The sequence below is a fragment of the Roseiflexus sp. genome (assembly GCF_057785375.1).
On sequence record NZ_JBYNRX010000090.1, the window covers coordinates 13,355 to 35,292 of the forward strand.

Sequence of the window (21,938 nt, forward strand, 5' to 3'; positions counted from 1 at the left end):
GCCGGCACGCGCTAGAATCAAGGAGGAGTCATCACCATGTTTCAATGAATATATGTCGCAATGCGATAGAATGACAGACGCTCCAGTTGTCCACATTGGCAGAGTTATTCGTTATGCTGTTGCATTCAATACGCAGCGCTGGCAGGGAACAGAGTTCAAAGTGGATCATTTACTCGATGCAGTAGCCGAATTATTTAAGGTACTGCGGGAGCGCCGGGTCAATTACGCTCTAGTTGGCGGCATTGCGCTCTTGAAGTATGTTCAGGGGCGAAATACTGAGGATATTGACCTGATCCTGAGTGTTCGTTCACTGAAGAAACTTCCTGAGATTGTCGTTACTCACAAGGATGTCTATTTTGCCCGCGGAAATTACAAAGGTCTCCAGGTTGATTTCCTCTTAACGAAGAACCGGTTGTTTTCCCACGTCAAGAAACATCACGTGATCACGCAAGATTTCTTTGAGCAATCTGTTCCTTCGGCCACAGTTCGTGGACTGATACTGCTCAAGCTCTACGCATTACCTTCGATCTACCGCCAGGGAGATTTTGTTCGTGTTGGGTTATACGAGAACGATATCGCCACGTTGATGTTTTATTACACGCCCAATATGCAGGAGATACTCGACGAACTGACCCCCTTTGTGAGTTCACAGGACAGAACTGCAATCCAGGATGTGATTGCTGACCTTGAGCGGCGAATCGCTCGCCTTCAAGGTGGGAAGGTGTAATTTGCGATGAGGCGGAGCGTTTGTGGCACAACACAAGACGTGAAAGAAGAGGAAAGTTTTACAGATTCGCCTCGAAGATCACTTCTTCGCTTGGTTGCGCAGCAGTATCGACCTCGTCCAGTGTAATCATCACCTGATTGTAGGCGTCCATCGGTTCAGGGGCGTCAACGACAAATTCAGCAACTCCGTCAGGTCCAACCGTCACCGTGCCGATTGCGATCGCCTGATCCTCTTTTGCCAGCCAGAGGCGGTAGACCTTGCCAGACTCAGCGGATTTCAACCCGTAGATCAATAACACAAGTCGGTTGTGTCCCGGTTGCATGAACATGCGCGCACTCGCCTCTTCAGGCGCCCGCTCGGTTGTTCCGAGCAATTGCGAAACCGTCTGTGGCGCAGCGATGAATGACACCAGTTGCTCGTCGGTGCTGCTCGACGCCTGGATTTCCTGCAACTCGCGCTGACTGGCGGCGAGTTGAATGCGCGTTTCGTTGAGTTCGCGCTGGCTGGCAGCCAGTTGCATCTGGGCAGTTTGTGCCGTCTGCCGCACCTCGGCGATCTGCGCCTCCATCGAACGCATGATCTGGCGGTTCGTCGCAAGTTCCGCTGCCATGGCATCGGCGCGTCCACGCGCCTCGAATGTCACCGCCCCCAATCCCACGATCAGCGCCAGCATGATCGCCAGCATTGGTGCAAACCAGCGTCCTGGCAGGGATGTTCGCGCGGCCGGTCGCTGCGGTTGCGCAACGGCGTGTGTGGAAGAGTTCTCGCTTACGGCAGCGATGCGTGCAAACAACTGGCGTTTAACGTGCGGCGGCGGATCGAGCGATCCTGCTGCATAGGGCAACAGCCCCATAACATCGCGGAACGATTCTGCTTCTGCGCGGCAGCGAGGGCATGCAGCGACGTGGGCTGCCACACGCGCGGCTTCGTCGGCATCAAGCACGCCCAGAACAAAAGCAGGGATGAGTTCTATAATCTCGTCGCAGTTCGGCAATGTCATTAAGGCGCTCGTTCATTCAATCGTGCAGATCGTCGGCCCCAATCTTCTGGTTGTGCAACAAGTCACGCATTTTTTGCAGAGCAAGCCTGGTGCGCGTTTTGACGGTGCCAATGGGGCTATTCAGGCGCTGAGCGATTTCGCTTTGCGAGAGTCCGCCAAAATACGCCAGTTCCAGCACTTCGCGCTGCTCGGACGGGATCTGCGCCAGCGCCTCAAGAATGATGCGTCGGCGCTCACGCTCGATAGCCGCGTCTGCAACATCACCCTGCAAATCTGGCTGTTCAAGCATTGCCTGCTCTTTGTGCTCGCTCTGAACGGTTGCCGGGCGTGCGCGCTGGCGACGCAATTCATCGATGCACAGGTTATGGGCAATGCCAAAGATCCACCCGGCGACCTGTCCGCGCCCGACCGTGAACGATGTACTTCGCCGCCAGACGCGCCAGAATGTTTCCTGGACGATGTCCTCAGCCAGTTCGGTATTGCCGAGCATGCGGAGCGCCGTGGCATACACGATGCGCGCATATCGATCATACAGGTGCTCGAGTGCGCTGCTATCGCGATGCGCAACACGTGTGATCAACACCTCGTCATTCAGCGCAGACGAGTCAGCGGCTGGCATCCTGACCTGACTCATCGCACTGCCCCGCAGTGTTGCACTGTTTCTTGCATAATCATACGGTTAATCTTTACAACCGGATGTCCGCCCTATTATAGCAAAAGCACAACCCTGCCATGTCGCTGTTATGGCAGGGTTGCGTCGGTTCTGTCAGGGCGCTCGCGCGCTGTCGGGGTCTGACGCGCGTGATGCTCATACGTCTGACTCCGAGGCGAAAGGAGCGTGCAGGCGACCAGTGGTTGTCCAGACCCGGCACAGCATTCGGAGCGCGTTGCTGCGTCGTTTGCCCATCATCGTGTGCTGGTCAGTTCATCCAGGAATGCGGTGATAATCGGCGATTGTTGATCAATATCGACAAGAAATGCGTCGTGACCGGCGAGTGAGTCGATTTCGACATGTTCAACCGGTTTCTGGACGCGGCGGAGCGCGTCGGCGATGGCGCGTGACTCCGCCGTTGGGTAGAGCCAGTCGCTGCTGTACGACAACACCAGGAAGCGTGACCAGGTACGGGCGAATGCCGCCTCCAGCGAACCATAGCGCGCCGGCAGATCCCAGTAGTCCATGGCTTTAGTGATGTAGAGATACGAATTGGCGTCGAAGCGTGCATTGAAACTGGCGCCCTGATGTTCGAGATAACTTTCGATGACAAATTCCTGTGCCATAGTGTACGACGGTCCGCCGCGCTGAAAGGCGCGTCCGAACTTGCGCTCCAGGGAAGGTTCGCTCAGATAGGTGATGTGTCCGATCATCCGTGCCGTCGCCAGACCATCGACCGGCGGCTCGTGACCGTAGTAGTCGCCGTTGCGCCAGCGTGGATCGGTCATAATGGCGCGCCGCCCGATGGCGTTCCACGCGACCGTTTGTGCCGATGAGCGCGCGGCTGTTGCCAGCAGAATGGCGCCGTGCACCCGTTCTGGATATGCTGTCGCCCATTCGAGCGCCTGGAAGCCGCCCATCGAACCGCCGACAACCGCGAGCAATTGATCGATCCCCAGGTGGTCAATCAGGCGTGTCTGGGCACGCACCATATCGCCGATAGTAATGACCGGGAAGCGCAAGCCATACGGTTTGCCGGTCGTCGGGTCGATGCTGGAAGGTCCGGTGCTTCCCTTGCATCCGCCGATGACATTCGAGCAGATGATGAAATAGCGGTCAGTATCGAAGGGACGCCCGGGACCAACCATTGCATCCCACCATCCCGGTTTGGGGTCAGTCGAACTGTGACGCCCGGCAACATGCGCATCGCCGGAGAGCGCGTGCAGGATGAGAATAGCATTATCGCGCGCCGGGCTGAGTTCGCCATAGGTCTCGAATGCCAGCGTCAGCGGCGCGAGGTGCGCGCCGCTCTCGAGCGGCAGCGGCTCAAGCCAGGTGGCGTAGCGCGTCTGAACGAGACCAACGCCAAGCGGTGCACGCTCTGTCGCACATGCAATCATAGGATGCCTTCCTGGTTCGATACACACATTTCCACGTTCGATATTCGACGCTTCCATCCCTCTGGTGGCGCCGTTGCATTGCAACGGCGCTGCTGCTTCTCTTATACCTGCGCCAGCGCCTGATCCAGATCGGCGATGATGTCGTCGATCGTTTCAATCCCTACCGACAGGCGCACAAAATCGTCGGTGACGCCGGTGAGTCGCTGTTCATCCGGCGTCAACTGGCTGTGGGTTGTGCTGGCGGGATGGATGGCGAGGCTTTTGGCATCGCCAATGTTTGCCAGGTGCGAGAAGAGACGCAGGCTATTGATGAACTTCGCCCCGGCTGCGCGCCCGCCTTTGATTCCGAAACCGAGAATGCCGCTCTGTCCTTTCGGCATATACTTCTGCGCCAGCGCATAACTGGGGTGATCGGGCAAACCGGGATACAGCACCCAATCCACCTTGCTGTGCTCCTTGAGGAACTGTGCCACTGCCAGTGCATTCTGGCTATGGCGCTCCATTCGCAGACCCAACGTCTCGATGCCCTGGAGCAGTAGGAAGGAGTTGAATGGGCTGAGGCATGCGCCGATGTCGCGCAGGAGTTGCACACGCACCTTCAGAATGTACGCCAGGTTGCCGAACGCCTGGGTGTAGACCAGCCCGTGGTAGGACGGATCAGGCGTGGTGAACTCCGGGTAGCGCCCGTTCGTCCAGTCGAATCGGCCGCTATCGACCAGCAGCCCGGCGATGCTGGTACCGTGCCCGCCAAGGTACTTCGTGCCGGAATGGATGATGATGTCGGCGCCCCACTCGAATGGACGGCACAGGTAGGGAGTCGCTGTCGTCGAGTCGACCATCACCGCCACACCGCGTTCGTGCGCAATAGCGGCAATGGTTTGAAGATCGACGATATCCAGGCGCGGGTTGCCGACCAGTTCGAGAAAGACCAGTTTCGTGCGGTCGTCGATTGCCTTGCGGAAGCCCTCGTGATCGCGTGCATCGACGAAGCGCGTTGTGATGCCGAGTTTAGTCAGCGTATGGCGAAAGAGATTATAGGTGCCGCCATACAGATCGCTCGACGACACGATGTTGTCGCCGGCGCCTGCCACATTCAAAATACCCAGCGTCTCCGCCGCCTGCCCTGATGCAAGCGCCAGCGCGCCAACGCCGCCTTCGAGCGCCGCGATGCGCTGCTCGAGCACGTCAGTCGTCGGGTTCATAATGCGGGTATAGATATTCCCGAATTCCTGCAACCCGAACAATCGTGCGGCGTGATCGGTGTCCTTGAACTGATACGAGGTCGTCTGATAGATTGGCACGGCGCGCGCGCCGGTGGCAGGGTCGGGTTGCTGGCCTGCGTGAAGCGCCAGCGTCTCGAAGCCGGTGAAGCGGATGTCGTTGCTCATGGGTATCCCGTCTCCTTCGTTACATTGAGTGTGCGATAGCATTTCCTGGCAACAGCAAAGCCAGGGCAGCGCACTGTATCTACAGTGCTATGACTGCCGTTCGCGCGAACAATCTCTCGTGCAGCGTGAGGGCGACAAATTTGCCCTCATCTGTACGATGAGGGCTTCTCTGTGAGCTTTGGGGGATACCGTCGTGTGGGCATCAACTCCCGCAGCGCACGCCTCTCATCTTCCAGATACACTCTGCCGGAATTGGCACCTTCCAGCCGAAAAAAGAAGTGTCAGATCACTCGCCAGGAGAGCGGCATCATAATTGATGCCTGTTGGCGCCTGCACTTCTTATCCCTGACCGGTGGTTGCCGAGGCTTCATCGGGCCGGTCCCTCCGCCTCTCTGGATAAGAGTTGCGCTTATTGACTTGTTATCGAGATAGTATACGACTCTGGCGGGATTGTCAAGTGGGATACGTCTGGCGCAAATCCTCGACGTATGCTATACTTGGTCATGTCTTTTCAAGGTTTGGTTTTTGCGGGCTGCTTCTGCACCTCCTGACTCCTGCAGGCGCGGTGTCTCCAGGCTCATTCCCCCCAAACCCCAAGGACTCGGTATCATACGGTTATCATCACACAAGGAGCAGGCAAGCGATGAGCTTTACAGACAAGACACTCACCTGTCGGGATTGTGGCGTGGATTTTGTGTTCACTTCCGGTGAGCAGGAGTTTTACGCCCAGAAGGGATTCGCCAACGAACCAACGCGCTGTCCATCGTGTCGGCAGCAGCGCAAAGCGTCGGGCGGCGGGCGCAGCTATGGCGGACGCGGCTACAGCGAACGCAATGAGTATGACCGACACGACAGTTATGGCAACGGGCGTGGCGGTTATGGCGGCGAACGCCAGATGCATACCACAACCTGCGCTGCCTGTGGCCGTGAGGCGCAGGTGCCGTTCGTTCCGCGCGGCGATAAGCCGGTCTACTGTTCGGATTGCTTCCAGGAGCAGCGTCGTAGCAGCAGTGGCCGCGGGCGCTGGTAAATCTTCGTCTCATAAGGGTGACGGTTGTGATATGACCGTCACCTTTGTTTTTCGCTCCGCACCTGTTTAGGCTTCTCCCGGGAGCGCGCACATCTCTCCTGTCAGTGACAGGACTTACACGGTGGTGCATTTTCTGGCTTCGCCAGAGCCTGTGGCAGCGTGGCGCTCCCAGTTAAGGCGGTGTGGTGCGGCGGCTTTGCCGCCGCAACGCACCGCAAAAGAAGGCAAGTACCGCTCTGCCGAAGGCAAAAAGAGCCGTCACGCGGCTCGTCGGTAAGGCGACTGCGTAACTCCTGTAAGATGAGCAGTATCGTTTCATCGCAGCGTCCATCCGTTGATCATGATCAAAGTCGATCACCTATGAGCGATGTGAGCCATGCAGCTAACCTCCGGTCCTGTCGATAGTGACCTGCTCTCTGCAATCTGGCAGCAGTTTGTCGCCACAGGCGAGCTCAACTCCGCACTCGACCCGATTGTAGCGATGTCCTGGCAGCGGTGCATCCTGCGCTGCAACCCGGACGCTGTCCGGGACCTTCCCTGCATATCCGGGACGGAACTTGCAGATCGTCGTTCCAAACTCGCAGATCTCATTGCGCTGGCGCGCCCCTTCATGGAAGACATCTACCAGTTCGTTGAAGGCGCTGGCTATGTCGTTGTGTTGCTCGATGCATCAGCCTGTGTGCTGGATGTCCTGGGCGATGTCGCCGCGCAGCGCCAGGCAGAGGCGTTGGGGTTGCGTCCCGGCGCTTACTGGAACGAGGGATACGCCGGCACAAATGCGTTTGGGCTTGCGTTGTATGAACGGTGTCCTATCCACGTTGTCGGCGCTGAGCATTTCTTTCGGCGTTTCCACGGCTTGAGCGCCTCGGCAGCGCCTATCTACCACTGGGAAGGGCGACCTATCGGCATCCTGGGGATGGCGAGTCTGACCTCTGCCAGCAATCCCTCAACGCTGGCGATTGTCCATGCCGCAGCCCGGGCCATCGAACATCAACTGCATGCCGAAAAACTCTTCAATGAGTTGAACACGCAGCGCACGCAGTTGAGCGCTATTGTGGAAGCGATGGCAGATGGGTTGATCGTGTGCGATCAGGCAGGGTTGGTCGTGCATATGAACTCGTGTGCAGCGCAGATCCTGGAGGTCAAGCGTGAGACGGCGGTCGGTCGTGCACTGGACGCCTCGGTGGAGTTGCCGCCGGTGGTGAGAGAGGCAATGCATCAGTGTGCGACGCTGACCGATGCTGAGGTCAGTTTTCAGGTTCAGGGGTTGCAGGTCGGGTGTCTGATCAGTCTGATCCCGATCCAATGGCAGCTCGACCGCATGAATAATGTCGAGGGGTTTATCCTGGCGCTGCGACGCCTTGAGCAGGTGCATCGGATGGTGCAGCGCATGGTCGGAGCGCGCTCCAATTTCACCCTCGCCAGCATTATCGGCTCGTCGCATGCGATCAATCAGGTGCGCCGGCAAGCGCAGGCGGCAGTCCGTAGCAGCGCGCCGGTTCTGATCGTCGGTGAGAGCGGCACGGGCAAAGGAGTGCTGGCGCGGGTGATTCACAATGAGAGCGTCCGCGCTGAAGGTCCCTTTGTGACCGTCAATTGCCGGGTCCTGCCACGCGACCTGATCGTGGGTGAGTTCCTGGGGTACGACATCGGTGCATTTCATGGCAATGGTCTTCAGGGGCGCCCGGGGAAGTTCGAACTGGCCCATGGCGGCACGCTGCATCTGGAAGAGGTCGAGGCGCTGCCGCTCGACATGCAGACAGCGCTGCTGCGCGTCATTGAGACCGGTGAGGTGATGCGCCTGGGTGGGCATCGTGTGACCTGCGTCGATGTGCGGCTGATTGTCACAACGTCCCTGAACCTGGAGCGACTGGTGCTGCATGGCGATTTTCGCGCCGATCTGTACTACGCCCTCAGCCGCATGACCATCCGGTTGGCGCCGTTGCGTGAACGTACGGCTGATCTTCCACTGCTCATTCGTGATGTACTGGAACGGATGCACCGTCAGACCGGCAGAGCCATCAGCATCTCGTATGACGCGCAGCAACTCATGCGCTGCTATCCCTGGCCCGGGAATGTGCGTGAGCTGGAAAATGTCCTCGAACGAGCAGCGAGTCTGTCGGACACCGGGATGATCGACGTCTGGCATCTCCCCGATGCCATTCGCGGACGCCCCTCTGAGCCGGACGCGGCGCCTGACCAGGATGTTCCGGCGCTGCACGAAGCGGAATACGATGCGATTGTCCGCGCCGCCCGCGTCTGCCAGGGAAATGCGAGCAGAATGGCCCGCGTGCTGGGCATTGGTCGCACCACCCTGTGGCGCAAACTGAAGTCCGCTAATATTTCTCTCGATGATTTTAAGGCGCCTTCCCCCACGAAACGCTCCTCCCGCCGCTCACGATAACTATCAGATTGTTTCATTATGGAACAATACCTGCCTCTGGAAGTTCCACCATGAAACGAATTGTTGAGATGGTATTGACAGCGTCTGCAGTCACCCATAGAATGTGAGCGTCTGGCATATTCGCAACGTCAATATCCCTGTCCGCGTCGACAAACGGTTCACGTTGCAATAGATCGCATCCGTCGTCAGAAATACGAATGGCTGGCCAGCGTTCCCGGATGCGTTCTATTGGCGTGAGGCGTTTGTGAGGGCAACGCAGGTGGTGTGTCCGACCTGGAAGTCGCTGATTCCGGATAATGCGCTCCAGTTGTGGGTGCTGCCTGTGTAACGCTCGTGCTCGGCGCCCGGGTTTCCTTTTGTTCGCCTGAACGCCAAGCGTCCATGCTCATGGGGTCATCAGTTCAGGCGGCAGGAGAGATATGTGATTCGCCTGTTACGCATACGGAGGACCACGGTATGTCACCGTTCCTTGGCGAAGTGATCGGGACGATGCTCCTCGTCCTGTTGGGCGATGGCGTGGTTGCGAACGTGGTATTGAGCAAGACGAAGGGTAATAGCAGCGGATGGATCGTGATCACCACAGCGTGGGCCCTGGCGGTGTTCGTCGGCGCCTACTCGGTTGCAGCGGTTAGTGGAGCGCATCTGAATCCAGCAGTGACCATCGGACTGGTTGTCGCAGGCAAGTTCGATGCCGCCAGTGCGCCGATCTACATCGCCGGGCAGTTCCTTGGAGCATTCATCGGCGCTGTGCTCGTGTTCCTGCACTACTATCCGCACTGGTCTGCAACGCAGGACCCTGGGCTGAAACTGGCAGTCTTCAGCACCGGACCGGCGATCCGCAACACGGCGTGGAACCTGGTGAGCGAGATTATCGGAACGTTCGTGCTGGTCTTCGGCATCCTTGCGATCGATGGCCCATCGATGCAGAATGGCAGTTTCGGCGCACTTGGCATTATCCCAGTGGCGTTTCTGGTCTGGGTGATCGGTCTGTCGCTAGGCGGCACGACCGGGTATGCCATCAACCCTGCACGTGATCTTGGCCCGCGTATTGCGCACGCGATCTTGCCCATTCCTGGAAAGGGCGACAGCGATTGGGGCTATTCCTGGATCCCGGTTGTCGGTCCGGTCATTGGCGGCTCGATTGCAGCCGGGTTGTATGTGGCTCTGGGTGCGTTCTAAGGAGTTCTGCGCCGTTGACTCAGCCCGCAGATGTGCAGGAGCCTGGCAGCATCACGCGCAATGGCGCTCCTGACCAGCAGTTCCTGCACATCCGTTCCGCTCAAGGCTTCGGACAATGTTAGAGGAGAGTGAGCATATGAAGAAGCTGATCAACAAGCCCGAGGATGTCGTCGTTGAGGCGCTGAAAGGCATCGAGCATGCACACCCCGATCTGGTGAAGGTGCACTACGAACCAAACTTCATCTACCGCGCCGACGCGCCGATACAGGGCAAGGTGGCGGTTGTCTCCGGCGGGGGCTCCGGTCACGAACCGATGCACGGCGGGTTCGTCGGCATTGGGATGCTCGATGCGGCCTGTCCGGGAGCGGTGTTTACCAGCCCGACGCCCGACCAGATGCTGGAAGCGACGAAGATGGTCCATGGCGGCGCGGGAGTGCTCCATATCGTCAAGAACTACACCGGCGACATCCTCAACTTCGATATGGCCGCCGATCTGTCGCGCGCCGAGGGGATCGAGGTTGAGTCCGTCGTGACGAACGACGATGTGGCGGTGCAGGATTCGTTGTATACTGCTGGTCGGCGTGGTGTGGGCGTGACGGTGCTGGCGGAGAAGATCTGCGGCGCTGCCGCCGAGGAGGGGCGCTCACTCAAGGATGTGGCTGATGTGTGCCGGAAGGTGAATGGGTGGGGGCGCAGTATGGGTATGGCGCTGACCAGTTGCACCGTGCCGCACGCAGGCAAGCCCACCTTCGACCTGCCAGACGATGAGATGGAGATTGGCATCGGTATTCATGGTGAGCCGGGACGCACCCGGATGAAACTGAAATCGGCTGATGAGATCACCGAAATGCTGATGGAGCCGATCCTGAACGATCTGCCGTTTCAGGCGGGTGACCATGTGTTGCTGTTTGTCAACAGCATGGGCGGCACACCGCTGATCGAGCTCTACATCGTCTATCGCAAGGCGTATGAGATCGCTACGAAGGCTGGTCTCAGAGTGGTGCGCAACCTGGTTGGCCCGTATATTACATCGCTGGAAATGGCGGGATGCTCTATCACGCTGCTGAAAATGGACGATGATCTGATCCGGCTCTGGGATGCGCCGGTCAAAACGCCTGCTCTGCGATGGGGGATGTGATCTATGCCTATCAGTCGCGACGACGTGATTGCCTGGCTCTCGGTGTATGGCAAGCTTCTGGAGGACAACAGGGACTATCTGACGCAACTCGACTCCAGCATCGGCGATGCTGACCACGGTGTCAACATGGACCGCGGGTTCAAAGCGGTGCTGGGGAAGCTGCCGACGGTCGCCGACAAGGATATCGGCATGGTCCTGAAATCGGTTGGCATGACGCTGGTGCAGACCGTCGGCGGTGCAAGCGGTCCGCTCTACGGAACGTTCTTCTTGCAGGCGGGCGTTGCCACAGCCAACAGAATGGAGCTCTCGCTCGCCGATTGGGCATCGGCGGTTGAGGAGGCTGTCAACGGCTTGATGGCGCGCGGGAAGGCGAATATCGGCGATAAAACCATGGTCGATGCGCTCGTGCCGGCGTTGCACGCGCTCAAGCAGGCAATCGCCGACGGGATCGACGAGAGTGAAGCGTTGCGTCAGAGCGCCTTCGCCGCCGAACAGGGCATGAAGAACACCATTCCGCTGGTCGCCAAAAAGGGGCGTGCGTCATACCTGGGAGAGCGTAGCGCCGGTCACCAGGATCCGGGCGCTACGTCGTCGTACCTGATGTTTAAGGCAATGGTGGACGCGTGGACGAAGTAGTCTTCCGCATGGTCGCTATGCTACGAAGGAGTCGCTACTATGGCAAAGTATGTCGCGGCAGTTGATCAGGGCACCACAAGTACGCGCTGCATGATCTTCAATCATGCCGGTCAGGTAGTGGCCGCCGATCAGAAGGAACATACACAGATCTATCCCAAACCGGGTTGGGTCGAACACGATGCGTTGGAAATCTGGGCGCGCAGCCGGGAAGTCGTCGAGGGGGCGCTGCGTAAGTCGGGCATTGATCGCAGCGATATCGCCGCGGTGGGTGTCACCAATCAACGGGAAACGACGGTTGTCTGGGAAAAGGCGACTGGCAGGCCCGTCTACAACGCGATTGTCTGGCAGGATACACGCACCGACCAGATCTGCAACGAACTGGCGCAGGATGGCGGGCAGGATCGATTTCGTGCCAAAGTTGGCCTGCCGCTGGCAACGTATTTCTCCGGTCCCAAGATTATGTGGATCCTGGAGAACGTTCCGGGTGTGCGTGAACGGGCGGAACAGGGCGAGGTGCTGTTCGGCAATATCGATACCTGGGTTATCTGGAATATGACCGGCGGGATGAACGGCGGTATTCATATCACCGATGTGTCGAACGCTTCGCGCACCATGCTCATGAACCTGGAAACGCTCGATTGGGACAGCGATATTCTGCGGTTAATGGGCATTCCGCGCGCCATGCTGCCGAAAATTGTACCTTCGTCAGCCGTGTACGGCACGGCGGTCGGGGAGCTGCAAGGGGTTCCTGTGTCGGGCGATCTCGGCGATCAGCAGGCGGCGCTCTTCGGGCAAACATGCTACAGCGTCGGCGAGGCGAAGAATACCTACGGCACCGGCTGCTTCATGCTGCTCAATACCGGCACGAAGCCGGTCCAGTCGCAGAATGGCCTGTTGACGACTCTTGGGTACAAGATCGGCAATCAGCCGGCAGTCTACTGCCTGGAAGGGTCGATTGCCATAACCGGTGCGCTGGTGCAGTGGCTGCGCGACAATCTCCGCTTCTTCGATTTCTCTTCGCATATCGAAGAACATGCAAAAGCAGTCGAGGATAGCGGCGGCATCTATATCGTGCCGGCCTTCTCTGGTCTGTTTGCACCGTACTGGAGAAGCGACGCGCGCGGCGCCATCGTTGGTCTGACCCGCTACATCAACAAGAACCATATTTGCCGCGCCGTGCTCGAAGCGACCGCCTATCAGACGCGCGAAGTGCTCGATGCTATGAATAAAGACTCGGGCGTTGACCTGACGGCGCTCAAGGTTGATGGCGGCATGGTGTTCAACAACACCCTCATGCAGTTCCAGGCGGATATTCTGGGTGTGCCTGTCATCCGCCCGACCGTTTCCGAAACGACGGCGCTGGGCGCCGCTTATGCCGCCGGTCTGGCGGTCGGATTCTGGAAAGAGGTCGATGATCTGCGCGCCAATTGGGGCAAGGACCATGAGTGGCTGCCGCAGATGGATGCGGAAAAGCGTGAACGTCTCTACAAAGGCTGGAAGAAGGCCGTCACCCGGACGTTTGATTGGGTCGAATAACCTTCTGGCACTGATGCACGCATGCCCGATTCGTCGACGGTGACTTCTGATCCGGCAAGGACCGATCGAAGTTGACCTATACGGATCGTGGGATGCTTTTTTTGCCATTCTTCAGCGCCTTACTCTGGTGTTATGCGCTGCTGCCAGAGAATCCGCCATGGCAGACCCGATCGATTGGGAAAGCCGGTGGTCGCCATACGATGAGGAGACGTACCGTTTTGTCCTGGAGGCGGCTCACCGGGATGATGTCGTCATCGATATCGGCGCCGGCGATCTGCGGCTGGCGTTGCGCATGGCGCCGCTGGTACAGCGGGTGTACGCAGTGGAACGTAATCCAGCCGTGCTGCAACGGTCGCAACGGTGGCGGACGGCTTGCGATAATCTGGTTGTCGTGTGCGCCGATGCACTCACGTGGCCCCTGCCGTCTGATGTGACGCTGGCGGTGCTCCTGATGCGTCATTGTACGCCCGATCATTTTGCAGCCTACATGCAGCGGCTCAAGGGTGTGGGATGTTGGCGTCTGGTCACCAATGCGCGCTGGAAAATGGGTGTGGAGATCATCGATCTGCGATGCCAGCGGCTGTATGATCCGCATCGAACAGGATGGTACGCCTGTCACTGCGGCATGGTCGGTTTCAACGCGCCTGATGTCGATCAGATAACGCCAGAAACCCTGATCGATGTTGCAGATGTGGCTGGATGTCCGCATTGTACGGTGTAAGGTTTGAGAACACGTATGGTAAGCATCGTACTCGTTTCGCACAGTTCGTTGCTGGCGGCTGGCATCGTCGAAATGGCGCGCATGGTTATGCAACAGGCGCGGGTGCCGATTGCAGTGGCGGCTGGCGCCGATGACCCGGAACATCCGCTCGGAACCGATGCGTCAAAGATCCGTCAGGCCATCGAAGAGGTGTACAGCGATGATGGCGTTTTGGTGCTGATGGATCTGGGCAGCGCGGTATTGAGTGCGGAAATAGCGGTTGATTTTCTTCCTGAAGACAAGCGCGCAAACGTGAAATTATGCGCTGCGCCGATTGTCGAGGGGACGATTGCCGCCGTGGTTCAGGCGAGTCTGGGCGCCTCGCTAGATCGCGTGACTGCCGAGGCGCTGGAGTCGCTGGCGGGAAAAAGCGAGAGTTTGAGCGATCACGTCGAGACGATCGTTGCAACGGCGCCGGTGCAGCCGGAAGGTGCAGCAGCCGATGTGTTGGAAACACGGCTGACCGTTCTGAATCGTCTGGGGTTGCATGCCCGTCCGGCAGCATTATTCGTGCAGACGGCGGGGCGCTTTCTTGCTGATGTGCGTGTTGCGCGCGCCGGTCAGGAGACCCGCCAGGTCAATGCCAAGAGTTTCAACGCCGTGGCATCGCTCGGCATCCGCCAGCACGAGGTAATCACTGTCTCTGCACGCGGATCGGACGCCGCCGAGGCGCTGGCGGCGTTGCGGCAACTCGCTGCGGATAAGTTTGGCGAAGCCGACGAACTGCCAGAGGCGCCGCCGCCGCCAGTGGCAGAAGCGCCTGCAGGCGCACTGCACGGCGCTGCCGCTTCCCCCGGGTATGCCATCGGTCCAGCCGTTGTGTTGCGTCAGGTGGAGCCTCAGATCGAACGCCGGGCGATCACGGATTCAGATGCAGAGATGATGCGCCTGCGGGCGGTTCTGGATGCTGTGCGCGAATCAACGCGGTTGTTGCGCGATCAGATTGCCCGCCAGCACCCCTACGAGGCGGCAATCTTCGATGCGTATCTGATGTTTCTCGATGATCCCGAGGTTCTGGCGCGCGTGCAGCAGATCATCGAGCATGAACACGTCAATGCCGAGTGGGCCTGGCGCGAGACAGTAAATGAATCCGCCAGAGCGTTCGAGGCCATCGAAGATGAATACATGCGGGCGCGAGCGGTTGACATCCGCGACATAGGCGTCCAGGTGTTGAGCCGGTTGACCGGGCAGACCCGGTCGCTCAGCCTGGATCAGTCTGGTATCGTGATTGCATCCGATCTCTCGCCATCCGATACAGCATACCTTGATCGGTCAATGGTCTCCGGTATCTGCACGGAGCGGGGCAGTCCGACATCGCACAGCGCCATTCTGGCGCGCACCCTTGGCATTCCTGCTGTCGTAGGGATAGGCGCTGCCATTACACGCGTCGCTCCTGGCACGCCGCTTGTGATTGATGGCTATGATGGTCTGGTATGGATCGCTCCTGATGAACGAGTCGTGACTGACTATGCTGATCGGCAGGCGCGATGGCGGGCTGAGCAGGAACAGGCGCGGCAATCGAGCGCGACGCCTGCCATCACGAAGGATGGCGCACACATCGAGGTTGCCGCCAATATCGGCAGCCTGGCAGATGCACGCGTTGCCGTCGAGCACGGTGCAGACGGCGTGGGACTGCTCCGCACCGAGTTTCTCTTTCTTGATCGCACGGCGGCGCCCGATGAAAACGAGCAGTACGAAGTGTATGTCGCGATTGCGCGTGCGATGGAAGGGCGCGCGGTCGTTGTGCGCACCCTCGATGTGGGAGGTGACAAACCGCTCGCGTACATTTCGCTGGAGCGTGAAGAAAACCCGTTTTTGGGGCAGCGCGCCATACGGTTGTGCCTGAACCAACCGGATCTCTTCACAACTCAACTGCGCGCCATCTTGCGTGCGAGCGCCGGATATCACCTCAAGGTGATGTTTCCGATGATCGCAGACATTGGCGAGTTGCGCCGTGCACGCGCCATTCTGGAGTCGGTGGCTGCCGGGTTGCGCGCTCAATCCACGCCGGTGGCCGACTCCATTGAGGTCGGGATGATGGTCGAAGTGCCCTCGGCTGCGTTGCTGGCGCACGTCTTTGCGCCAGAGGTCGACTTTTTCAGCATCGGGTCGAACGATCTGGTGCAGTATACAATGGCAGCGGAGCGGGGCAATGCAGCTGTCGCCCATTTGCAGGATGGTCTGCATCCAGCAGTGCTGGTACAAATCCAGCACGTGGTTCAAAGCGCGCAACGCGCCGGGAAATGGGTAAGCGTCTGCGGTGAACTGTCTGCCGATCGTGAGGCTGTGCCGCTCCTGATCGGACTGGGAGTGAACAAACTGAGCATGTCGCCCGGTGCGATCCCGCAGATCAAGGATCTTATTCGGCGATTGGCGCTGGAAGAAGCGCAACGATGGGCAAACCAGGCGCTGGCGATGGAGTCGGCGGATGCGGTGCGCCGGTTCATCCGTTTGCGACTGGAGGGGCTTGCTGGTTGATGTGAACATGCCATTCTGACGCACCGTCGCAGCGATGCACATCGGGCAGAACCCATTAGAAGCCAGAAAACGAAGTTGACTGCTTGCATCTGAGCATTGTCCGATGTGCAGCGGCGCTGGCTGAGCGTGTCGAAGCCAACGCCGCTTGCACGGCGGTCATGTGCGGTTCAAGGACGATGAGAACCGCTTTAGAATGGAACTTCCTCAGACTCCTCCGGGGCTTCGAGCGCGTCCTGATCGTTCGTATCCGGTCGGCTGTCCAGGAACATCACTTCGTCGGCGCGCACGAACGCCTTGTAGCGGCGCAGGCCGGTCTCCTTGTCTTCCCAGCTTTGCGTGCGCAGACTCCCGACGATCCGCACGCGGCTGCCTTTGTGCAGCGATCGCACACACTGATCGCCCAGTTTGTCCCACGCTTCAACCAGCGTCCAATCGGTTTCGATCTCACGCTCGCCGTTCTCGCTGCGTGGCCCGAAGTGCTTGGTGGCCACGTTGAAGCGGGACACGCGCGCTCCTGATGAGAAGACGCGCTGTTCGGGCTCGTCGCCGAGCCAGCCGATGAGTTCGATGGTGTTGACTGTCCCTCTGACCTGACGCATGTTCGTCTCCTTGTTGCGCCTACCTGAGCTGGCGAGATGCCTGTTCAGGCGATGCGCAGGTCAATTGAGGGACGCCTGCAGGAAAGCCGGGGAAGGACTCAGATAGGCATTGATGCGAATACCCGTGCAGCTCTATGACGTAAGCCGCACATCAGATGTACCGCATTGGTTGCGAAAAGGTTACGGGTCATTCGCCAACGGCGCGGCGGGAAGGTCGCTGCCATTCGCGCAGGAGCGCCGATGCCTGTCCGCTGGTCAATTCGGTGAGGGTAATGCTGAATCGCTGCTGCACTTCGGCGTCGAGATCGAGTCCATGCTGGTGCGCCAGGCGCCTGAGCGCATCGAGTTGCTTGTCGCTGGCAGGTGTGCTATCGGCGATGCGCGTTGCTCCTGCGCCTTCCTCGCCGGTGACATTGCGCTGGGCGCCAGGGTATGCCTGGCGTTCCTCGGCAAGTTTTTTCAGGCTGTCGATGAATGCGCTTGCCTGCCCTTTGGTCATGGTGACGAGATCGACGTGATGGTCCTGGGCGAACGCTGCCAGTTGCTCGTTGGTCCAGGAGAGGTCTTCCTGGAGCGCGGCGATGTAGTGGCGCTGCCGTTCGCTCGCGGGTGCATCGGGGTCGCGCACGGTCGGCGGTTGTGGCGCCGGTTGCGCCTCGCGGATGCTGGCCGTCTGCGCTTCGATGGCGTCGCGCTGCGCCTGGTAGATGCGCCAGCCAAGTTCCACTGCCTTCTGCACCTCTTCGTCGGTCGCATCGAGCGGCAGGACGATGGTTTCTTCGAGAGTGACGTAATCTTCGCCGATGCGGATGGCGGCGCGGTAGGTGCGCGAAACGGTCGACTCGGAACGGGTGGGTTCAGTCTTGCGGGGGGATGCCATATCTCGTACCTCCTGCCCTGCCAGCATGGGCGCTGCTGGGATGGGGCGTCGCTCGTACTTTCCGAATATACTCTTGCCCATGCACAGTATAGCACATCTGTTCCATTTTTGCAAGTGCGATTTTAGGTTGACAGGCGATGCAGGTTGCGCTATACTTTCCGATGCAGCGCCGAAGTGGCGGAATGGCAGACGCGACGGTCTCAAAAACCGTTGGAGATGACTCCGTGTGGGTTCGACTCCCACCTTCGGCACCATTCCACTGCGGCACAGAGGAACGGGGCGTGGCTCAGCCTGGTAGAGCGCAGCGTTCGGGTCGCTGAGGTCGGTGGTTCAAATCCACTCGCCCCGACCAGAGAGAGATCGCCGGTCATTGACCGGCGATCTTTTTATTTCTTCAGATGATCGCTTCCCAGCCAATGAATGCTGCGGCGACCAGCACAATGATGGCATAGGCTGCCAGCGCCTGTCGGTCGCGCAACGAGGGCGCTTCGTCCGTCCTGTCGTCAGGGCTGACTGCGGTCGCGCCCATCAGGAAACTGATGATCAGGAACGCGGTCAGCGCCATGAAGGGCACATTGATGAACCCCAGAATGTCCAGGTAATCAACGGTGCAGGGGATGCCGTCGATGCACGGCGGCGGCGGCAACCAATCGGTTTTGACCAGAAGATAATGGTAGAGCGAGATACCGGCGCCGAAGAGGGAGAGGGGCAGCACATACAGGTGCAGCCCGCGATCGCGGCGCAGAATGCCGATCAGGATCAGGAACACCAGCGGATACATCAGAATGCGCTGGTACCAGCAGAGCACGCATGGGGGCCAGCCGAGCGCCTCGCTCATGAACAGGCTGCCGCAAGTTGCCACCGTCGCCTGGAGTAGCGCCAGGTGCCTGCCGTATGTAGCGAAGAAGGCGCTCAGACGGTCTTCATCTTCCGTGATGTGGATGTGTTCCTCAGGAGCCGCAGCAATGCCGCTGCTCGATTGTGCGTCGGGTACGCTCATGTGAACCTCATCGTCTTCCGCTGCCCCGCCTGTGCCGGCAAAGCCGCGGATTAACACAACTTCATACCTGTGGTATACTGTGATACTCATTATAGGAAATCGTTTCTCTGTCCAGGACCTCGTATGTCAACCATGCTCGTCACCGGTTTCGAGCCATTCGGCGGCTTTCTCATCAATCCTTCAGCAGAAGTGGTGCGTCGCTTCGCAAACAACGGCAAACCGCCAGATGCCGCCACTGCCATTTTGCCGGTCGATGCCGTGCAGACGCCTCGCATGATAACCGATCTGCTGCTCAATCACCAACCCGATCTGTGTCTGATGCTGGGTCAGGCGGATGGATATGCTGCGCTCGCGGTCGAGCGTGTCGCCATCAATCTGTGTGATTTCCGCATCCCGGACAATGCTGGCATCCAGCGGGTCGATGAGCCGATTGTCGAGGATGGACCGGCGGCATACTTCTCGAATGCTCCGGTGCGCGATGTGGTGCAGGCAATCCGCGCCGCTGGCGTTCCTGCCCATCTCTCCCTGTCGGCAGGCGCGTATCTGTGCAATCTGGTGTATTACACCGCCTTGCACGTCTGTGCCACCTATCGGTTGCCGACGCGCTGCGTGTTTATTCATCTGCCCTCACTGCCGACGCAGGCGAGCGCCGATCATCATCCCTGCCCGACCATGGCGCTCGAGACGATGTATGCCGGGGTGCGCGCTGCACTGCAGGCAGCGATCAATACGCCCGGGCGAAAATGACCTGCTGCGTCGTTTCTTTGCCGGTGTAGATGCAGCGCCCTGCCTGCTGCGGTTGGTCGAGCGGGATGCAGCGAATGGTTGCGCGCGTCTCTTCCTGGATGCGCTTCTCGTCCTCTGTGGTTCCCGCCCAGTAGCAGCGGGCAAAACCGTGCTCAACCTGTTGTTTCAATTCCTCGTAGGTGGTCACATCGGCGGTGCGCGCATCGCGGAATGTCAGCGCGCGCCGGTAGAGCGCCTGCTGAATCTCTTCGAGCAGCGCCGTGAGCCGGTTGGTCAGCCCTTCCTGGGGAACGAACGATTTGCCTTCGCGTCCCGGCTGGTCGCGCCGGGCAATTGCGACGCTCCCTTTTTCGATGTCTTTGGGTCCGATCTCAACGCGGATCGGAATGCCCTTCAATTCCCACTCGTTGAACTTGAACCCCGGCGTCAGATTGTCGCGGTCATCGACCTTGAAGCGCAGGCGTCCTTTCCACTCAGCGGTCATGCGCTGCACTGCTTCCATGACCGTGCTGCGCTCGGCGTCGTTCCGGTAGATCGGCACCACGACAACCTGTGTCGGCGCCAGGTGCGGCGGGATCACCAGCCCTTCGTCATCGGAGTGCGTCATGATCAGCGCGCCGATCAGTCGTGTGCTGACGCCCCAACTGGTCGTCCAGGCGTACTGGATGGTATTGTGCTGATCGGTGTAGGTGATGTCGAAGGCGCGGGCGAAGTTCTGCCCCAGGTTATGCGATGTTCCCGCCTGAAGCGCCCGCCCGTCCTGCATCATGGCTTCGATACAGTAGGAGCGCAGCGCGCCGGGGAACTTTTCTTTCTCCGATTTCAGCCCCCTGATTACCGGGATCGCCATTTCTTTTTCGACGAAATCGGCATACACGTCGTGAAGGATCAGGAGCGTTTCGCGTTCGGCATCTTCCTCGGTGGCGTGCACCGTGTGCCCTTCTTGCCAGAGGAACTCGGTGGTGCGCAGGAAGGGACGGGTGCGCATCTCCCAGCGCATCACATTCGCCCATTGATTGATCAACAGCGGCAGGTCGCGGTAACTCCGCACCCACTTGGAATAGAAGTAGCCGATGATGGTTTCCGAGGTCGGGCGGATGACGTAGGGTTCGGCGAGGTCTTCGCCGCCAGCGCGGGTCACTTCCGCCACTTCCGGCGCGAAGCCTTCGACGTGCTCGGCTTCTTTCATCAGAAAACTTTTCGGAATGAGCAGCGGGAAATACGCATTGACGTGACCGGTCGCCTTGATCCGGTCGTCCAACCCGCGCTGGATCGCCTCCCACAGCGCATAGCCGGTTGGTTTGAACACAATGCACCCTTTGACAACCTCAGCATAATCGGCGAGGTCCGCCTGTTGCACAATATCGAGGTACCACTGCGAGTAATCCTGTGCGCGGGGAGTGATTCCTTCCTTGGGCACGTTCGTTGCACCTTTCTATGTTCCAGAATCAACAGGCTATAGCTTTGCTCAGAAAGGTTGACGCAAAGACGCAAAGGCGCAAAGTATATCCGGGTAAAGATCTGGCGGACGTCCGGACGTCCGCTGCGATGTTGGAGCGTTGATCTTTACTTTACACCAACTGCTCTAGAAGGTTGTATCTGGCGCACCCTCGAACAGATCGCTTACGGTGACTGCCAGACCGGGCAGGCAATCAAAAGTCAGCACATCGCTCGACGACGCCTCACGCGGCGCTGCGTACCGTCCTAATCGATCCAGGCGGTAAACGCTCACCGAGCGCGTCATCGGTCGAACCAGGGCGCATTCAGGGACACCTGCAAGCGCATACGCGGGAACCTTCACCCGCTCATCATACGCGGTATTTCCTGGTGAAAGCACTTCGATGATGAGATCTGGCACGCCATGGATGCGACCGTCGTGAATAATCGTGCTATGTTCACGCCGCACAAACAGGAAATCCGGTTGCACCGGATCACACCCTGGCATGAGCACGCCAACCGGCGCCGTAAACGCATACCCAAGCCTTTGATTCACCGCTGGCAGACCGAAGCGCTCCATCAAACGCATGATGATCCACTGGTGAAACGTGCTCGGAGCAGTGGTCATGTACAGCACTCCGTCGATGATCTCATAGCGCCGTCCATCGTCGGGCAACGTCTGCCAGTCCGCAAAGGTCCAGTGACCTTGCGGAGGTCCGGCGACCACGGGAGCGTCGGTTGGCACGATCAGCGCAGTCATAGGCGGCATCCTTGATATGTCGATAATCATCGCACGATCTGCGCCTTGCAGGATTGGTATTGTACCACAATGCGCATGCGATGCCTGGCGTTCATGACAGGACTTACGCGGTCGCCTCACGGACGAGCCGCGTGATGGCTCTTTTTGCCTTCGGTAGAGCGGTACTTATCTTCTTTTTTGGTGCGGT

The 21,938-nt window shown here is 59.1% G+C and carries 19 protein-coding genes, 2 tRNA genes and 1 riboswitch; of the genes, 12 read left to right on the forward strand and 9 right to left on the reverse strand.

All coding sequences use genetic code 11. The features are described from left to right. Positions 1–70 precede the first annotated feature (70 nt). Positions 71–727: a hypothetical protein gene (locus tag AC3EA7_RS17145; protein WP_488615293.1), complete on the forward strand. Its 657-nt coding sequence runs from the start codon at positions 71–73 to the stop codon at positions 725–727. A 58-nt stretch (positions 728–785) separates the two neighbouring features. Here AC3EA7_RS17145 and AC3EA7_RS17150 read toward each other — a convergent pair whose 3' ends face one another. From AC3EA7_RS17150 to AC3EA7_RS17165, 4 genes are all read right to left on the reverse strand, one after another. Then, positions 786–1,727: an anti-sigma factor gene (locus tag AC3EA7_RS17150; RefSeq protein WP_488615294.1), complete on the reverse strand. Its 942-nt coding sequence runs from the start codon at positions 1,725–1,727 to the stop codon at positions 786–788. Positions 1,728–1,743: 16 nt separating this feature from the next. After that, entirely contained in the window at positions 1,744–2,346 is a 603-nt protein-coding gene (locus AC3EA7_RS17155; RefSeq protein ID WP_488615295.1) for an RNA polymerase sigma factor, read from the reverse strand. 287 nt (positions 2,347–2,633) lie between these two features. Beyond that, positions 2,634–3,779, reverse strand: a complete 1,146-nt coding sequence (gene metX, locus AC3EA7_RS17160; protein ID WP_488615296.1) for a homoserine O-acetyltransferase MetX — start codon at positions 3,777–3,779, stop codon at positions 2,634–2,636. A gap of 101 nt (positions 3,780–3,880) precedes the next feature. After that, complete coding sequence (locus AC3EA7_RS17165; RefSeq protein ID WP_488615297.1) at positions 3,881–5,167, reverse strand: O-acetylhomoserine aminocarboxypropyltransferase/cysteine synthase family protein; 1,287 nt, start codon at positions 5,165–5,167, stop codon at positions 3,881–3,883. A 222-nt stretch (positions 5,168–5,389) separates the two neighbouring features. Further along, positions 5,390–5,570, reverse strand: a riboswitch (SAM riboswitch). 240 nt (positions 5,571–5,810) lie between these two features. Between AC3EA7_RS17165 and AC3EA7_RS17170 the strand changes: the two genes are divergently transcribed. The 8 genes from AC3EA7_RS17170 to ptsP all read left to right on the forward strand — a co-directional run bounded on the left by AC3EA7_RS17170 (position 5,811) and on the right by ptsP (position 16,328). Next, entirely contained in the window at positions 5,811–6,197 is a 387-nt protein-coding gene (locus AC3EA7_RS17170) for a zinc-ribbon domain containing protein (protein ID WP_488615298.1), read from the forward strand. A gap of 376 nt (positions 6,198–6,573) precedes the next feature. After that, positions 6,574–8,601 (forward strand): dihydroxyacetone kinase operon transcriptional regulator DhaR, encoded by a 2,028-nt coding sequence (gene dhaR / locus AC3EA7_RS17175; RefSeq protein WP_488615299.1) that lies wholly within the window; start codon positions 6,574–6,576, stop codon positions 8,599–8,601. Positions 8,602–9,057: 456 nt separating this feature from the next. Next, positions 9,058–9,780 carry an MIP/aquaporin family protein gene (locus tag AC3EA7_RS17180; RefSeq protein ID WP_488615300.1) on the forward strand — a complete coding sequence of 241 codons (723 nt, stop codon included), beginning with the start codon at positions 9,058–9,060 and terminating at the stop codon, positions 9,778–9,780. 136 nt (positions 9,781–9,916) lie between these two features. Then, a complete protein-coding gene (gene dhaK / locus AC3EA7_RS17185) occupies positions 9,917–10,918 on the forward strand; it encodes a dihydroxyacetone kinase subunit DhaK (protein WP_488615301.1) in 1,002 nt (333 codons plus the stop codon). Between the two features lie 3 nt (positions 10,919–10,921). Next, the gene (dhaL, locus tag AC3EA7_RS17190) at positions 10,922–11,554 is read left to right on the forward strand and encodes a dihydroxyacetone kinase subunit DhaL (RefSeq protein WP_488615302.1); all 633 of its coding nucleotides are present in this window, start codon (positions 10,922–10,924) and stop codon (positions 11,552–11,554) included. Positions 11,555–11,593: 39 nt separating this feature from the next. Then, positions 11,594–13,090, forward strand: coding sequence for a glycerol kinase GlpK (gene glpK / locus AC3EA7_RS17195; protein ID WP_488615303.1), 1,497 nt, complete (start codon positions 11,594–11,596; stop codon positions 13,088–13,090). A 157-nt stretch (positions 13,091–13,247) separates the two neighbouring features. Then, positions 13,248–13,811 carry a class I SAM-dependent methyltransferase gene (locus AC3EA7_RS17200; RefSeq protein ID WP_488615304.1) on the forward strand — a complete coding sequence of 188 codons (564 nt, stop codon included), beginning with the start codon at positions 13,248–13,250 and terminating at the stop codon, positions 13,809–13,811. Positions 13,812–13,826: 15 nt separating this feature from the next. Further along, the gene (gene ptsP / locus AC3EA7_RS17205) at positions 13,827–16,328 is read left to right on the forward strand and encodes a phosphoenolpyruvate--protein phosphotransferase (RefSeq protein ID WP_488615305.1); all 2,502 of its coding nucleotides are present in this window, start codon (positions 13,827–13,829) and stop codon (positions 16,326–16,328) included. 188 nt (positions 16,329–16,516) lie between these two features. Here ptsP and AC3EA7_RS17210 read toward each other — a convergent pair whose 3' ends face one another. Then, positions 16,517–16,927 (reverse strand): single-stranded DNA-binding protein, encoded by a 411-nt coding sequence (locus AC3EA7_RS17210; protein ID WP_488615306.1) that lies wholly within the window; start codon positions 16,925–16,927, stop codon positions 16,517–16,519. 187 nt (positions 16,928–17,114) lie between these two features. After that, positions 17,115–17,807: a hypothetical protein gene (locus AC3EA7_RS17215; protein ID WP_488615307.1), complete on the reverse strand. Its 693-nt coding sequence runs from the start codon at positions 17,805–17,807 to the stop codon at positions 17,115–17,117. Between the two features lie 168 nt (positions 17,808–17,975). On the opposite strand from AC3EA7_RS17215, the gene AC3EA7_RS17220 reads away from it, so the two are divergent. Next, positions 17,976–18,061, forward strand: a tRNA-Leu gene (locus tag AC3EA7_RS17220). A 21-nt stretch (positions 18,062–18,082) separates the two neighbouring features. Beyond that, a tRNA-Pro gene (locus AC3EA7_RS17225) sits at positions 18,083–18,159 on the forward strand. Positions 18,160–18,201: 42 nt separating this feature from the next. Here AC3EA7_RS17225 and AC3EA7_RS17230 read toward each other — a convergent pair. Beyond that, positions 18,202–18,897, reverse strand: a complete 696-nt coding sequence (locus AC3EA7_RS17230; protein WP_488615308.1) for a disulfide bond formation protein B — start codon at positions 18,895–18,897, stop codon at positions 18,202–18,204. A gap of 33 nt (positions 18,898–18,930) precedes the next feature. Here AC3EA7_RS17230 and AC3EA7_RS17235 point away from each other — a divergent pair, with 33 nt between their 5' ends. Beyond that, positions 18,931–19,554, forward strand: coding sequence for a pyroglutamyl-peptidase I (locus AC3EA7_RS17235; RefSeq protein WP_488615309.1), 624 nt, complete (start codon positions 18,931–18,933; stop codon positions 19,552–19,554). Here AC3EA7_RS17235 and proS read toward each other — a convergent pair. Then, positions 19,532–20,974: a proline--tRNA ligase gene (gene proS, locus AC3EA7_RS17240; RefSeq protein WP_488615310.1), complete on the reverse strand. Its 1,443-nt coding sequence runs from the start codon at positions 20,972–20,974 to the stop codon at positions 19,532–19,534. The genes AC3EA7_RS17235 and proS overlap by 23 nt on opposite strands. Before the next feature lie 165 nt (positions 20,975–21,139). Beyond that, positions 21,140–21,751: a Uma2 family endonuclease gene (locus tag AC3EA7_RS17245; protein ID WP_488615311.1), complete on the reverse strand. Its 612-nt coding sequence runs from the start codon at positions 21,749–21,751 to the stop codon at positions 21,140–21,142. Positions 21,752–21,938: the final 187 nt, after the last annotated feature.

Coding starts and splice junctions, on each gene's coding strand:
- AC3EA7_RS17145 (WP_488615293.1), top strand. CDS start 71: ATGACAGACGCTCCAGTTGTCCACATTGGCAGAGTTATTCGTTATGCT.
- AC3EA7_RS17150 (WP_488615294.1), bottom strand. CDS start 1,727: ATGACATTGCCGAACTGCGACGAGATTATAGAACTCATCCCTGCTTTT.
- AC3EA7_RS17155 (WP_488615295.1), bottom strand. CDS start 2,346: ATGCCAGCCGCTGACTCGTCTGCGCTGAATGACGAGGTGTTGATCACA.
- metX (WP_488615296.1), bottom strand. CDS start 3,779: ATGATTGCATGTGCGACAGAGCGTGCACCGCTTGGCGTTGGTCTCGTT.
- AC3EA7_RS17165 (WP_488615297.1), bottom strand. CDS start 5,167: ATGAGCAACGACATCCGCTTCACCGGCTTCGAGACGCTGGCGCTTCAC.
- AC3EA7_RS17170 (WP_488615298.1), top strand. CDS start 5,811: ATGAGCTTTACAGACAAGACACTCACCTGTCGGGATTGTGGCGTGGAT.
- dhaR (WP_488615299.1), top strand. CDS start 6,574: ATGCAGCTAACCTCCGGTCCTGTCGATAGTGACCTGCTCTCTGCAATC.
- AC3EA7_RS17180 (WP_488615300.1), top strand. CDS start 9,058: ATGTCACCGTTCCTTGGCGAAGTGATCGGGACGATGCTCCTCGTCCTG.
- dhaK (WP_488615301.1), top strand. CDS start 9,917: ATGAAGAAGCTGATCAACAAGCCCGAGGATGTCGTCGTTGAGGCGCTG.
- dhaL (WP_488615302.1), top strand. CDS start 10,922: ATGCCTATCAGTCGCGACGACGTGATTGCCTGGCTCTCGGTGTATGGC.
- glpK (WP_488615303.1), top strand. CDS start 11,594: ATGGCAAAGTATGTCGCGGCAGTTGATCAGGGCACCACAAGTACGCGC.
- AC3EA7_RS17200 (WP_488615304.1), top strand. CDS start 13,248: ATGGCAGACCCGATCGATTGGGAAAGCCGGTGGTCGCCATACGATGAG.
- ptsP (WP_488615305.1), top strand. CDS start 13,827: ATGGTAAGCATCGTACTCGTTTCGCACAGTTCGTTGCTGGCGGCTGGC.
- AC3EA7_RS17210 (WP_488615306.1), bottom strand. CDS start 16,927: ATGCGTCAGGTCAGAGGGACAGTCAACACCATCGAACTCATCGGCTGG.
- AC3EA7_RS17215 (WP_488615307.1), bottom strand. CDS start 17,807: ATGGCATCCCCCCGCAAGACTGAACCCACCCGTTCCGAGTCGACCGTT.
- AC3EA7_RS17230 (WP_488615308.1), bottom strand. CDS start 18,897: ATGAGTATCACAGTATACCACAGGTATGAAGTTGTGTTAATCCGCGGC.
- AC3EA7_RS17235 (WP_488615309.1), top strand. CDS start 18,931: ATGTCAACCATGCTCGTCACCGGTTTCGAGCCATTCGGCGGCTTTCTC.
- AC3EA7_RS17245 (WP_488615311.1), bottom strand. CDS start 21,751: ATGACTGCGCTGATCGTGCCAACCGACGCTCCCGTGGTCGCCGGACCT.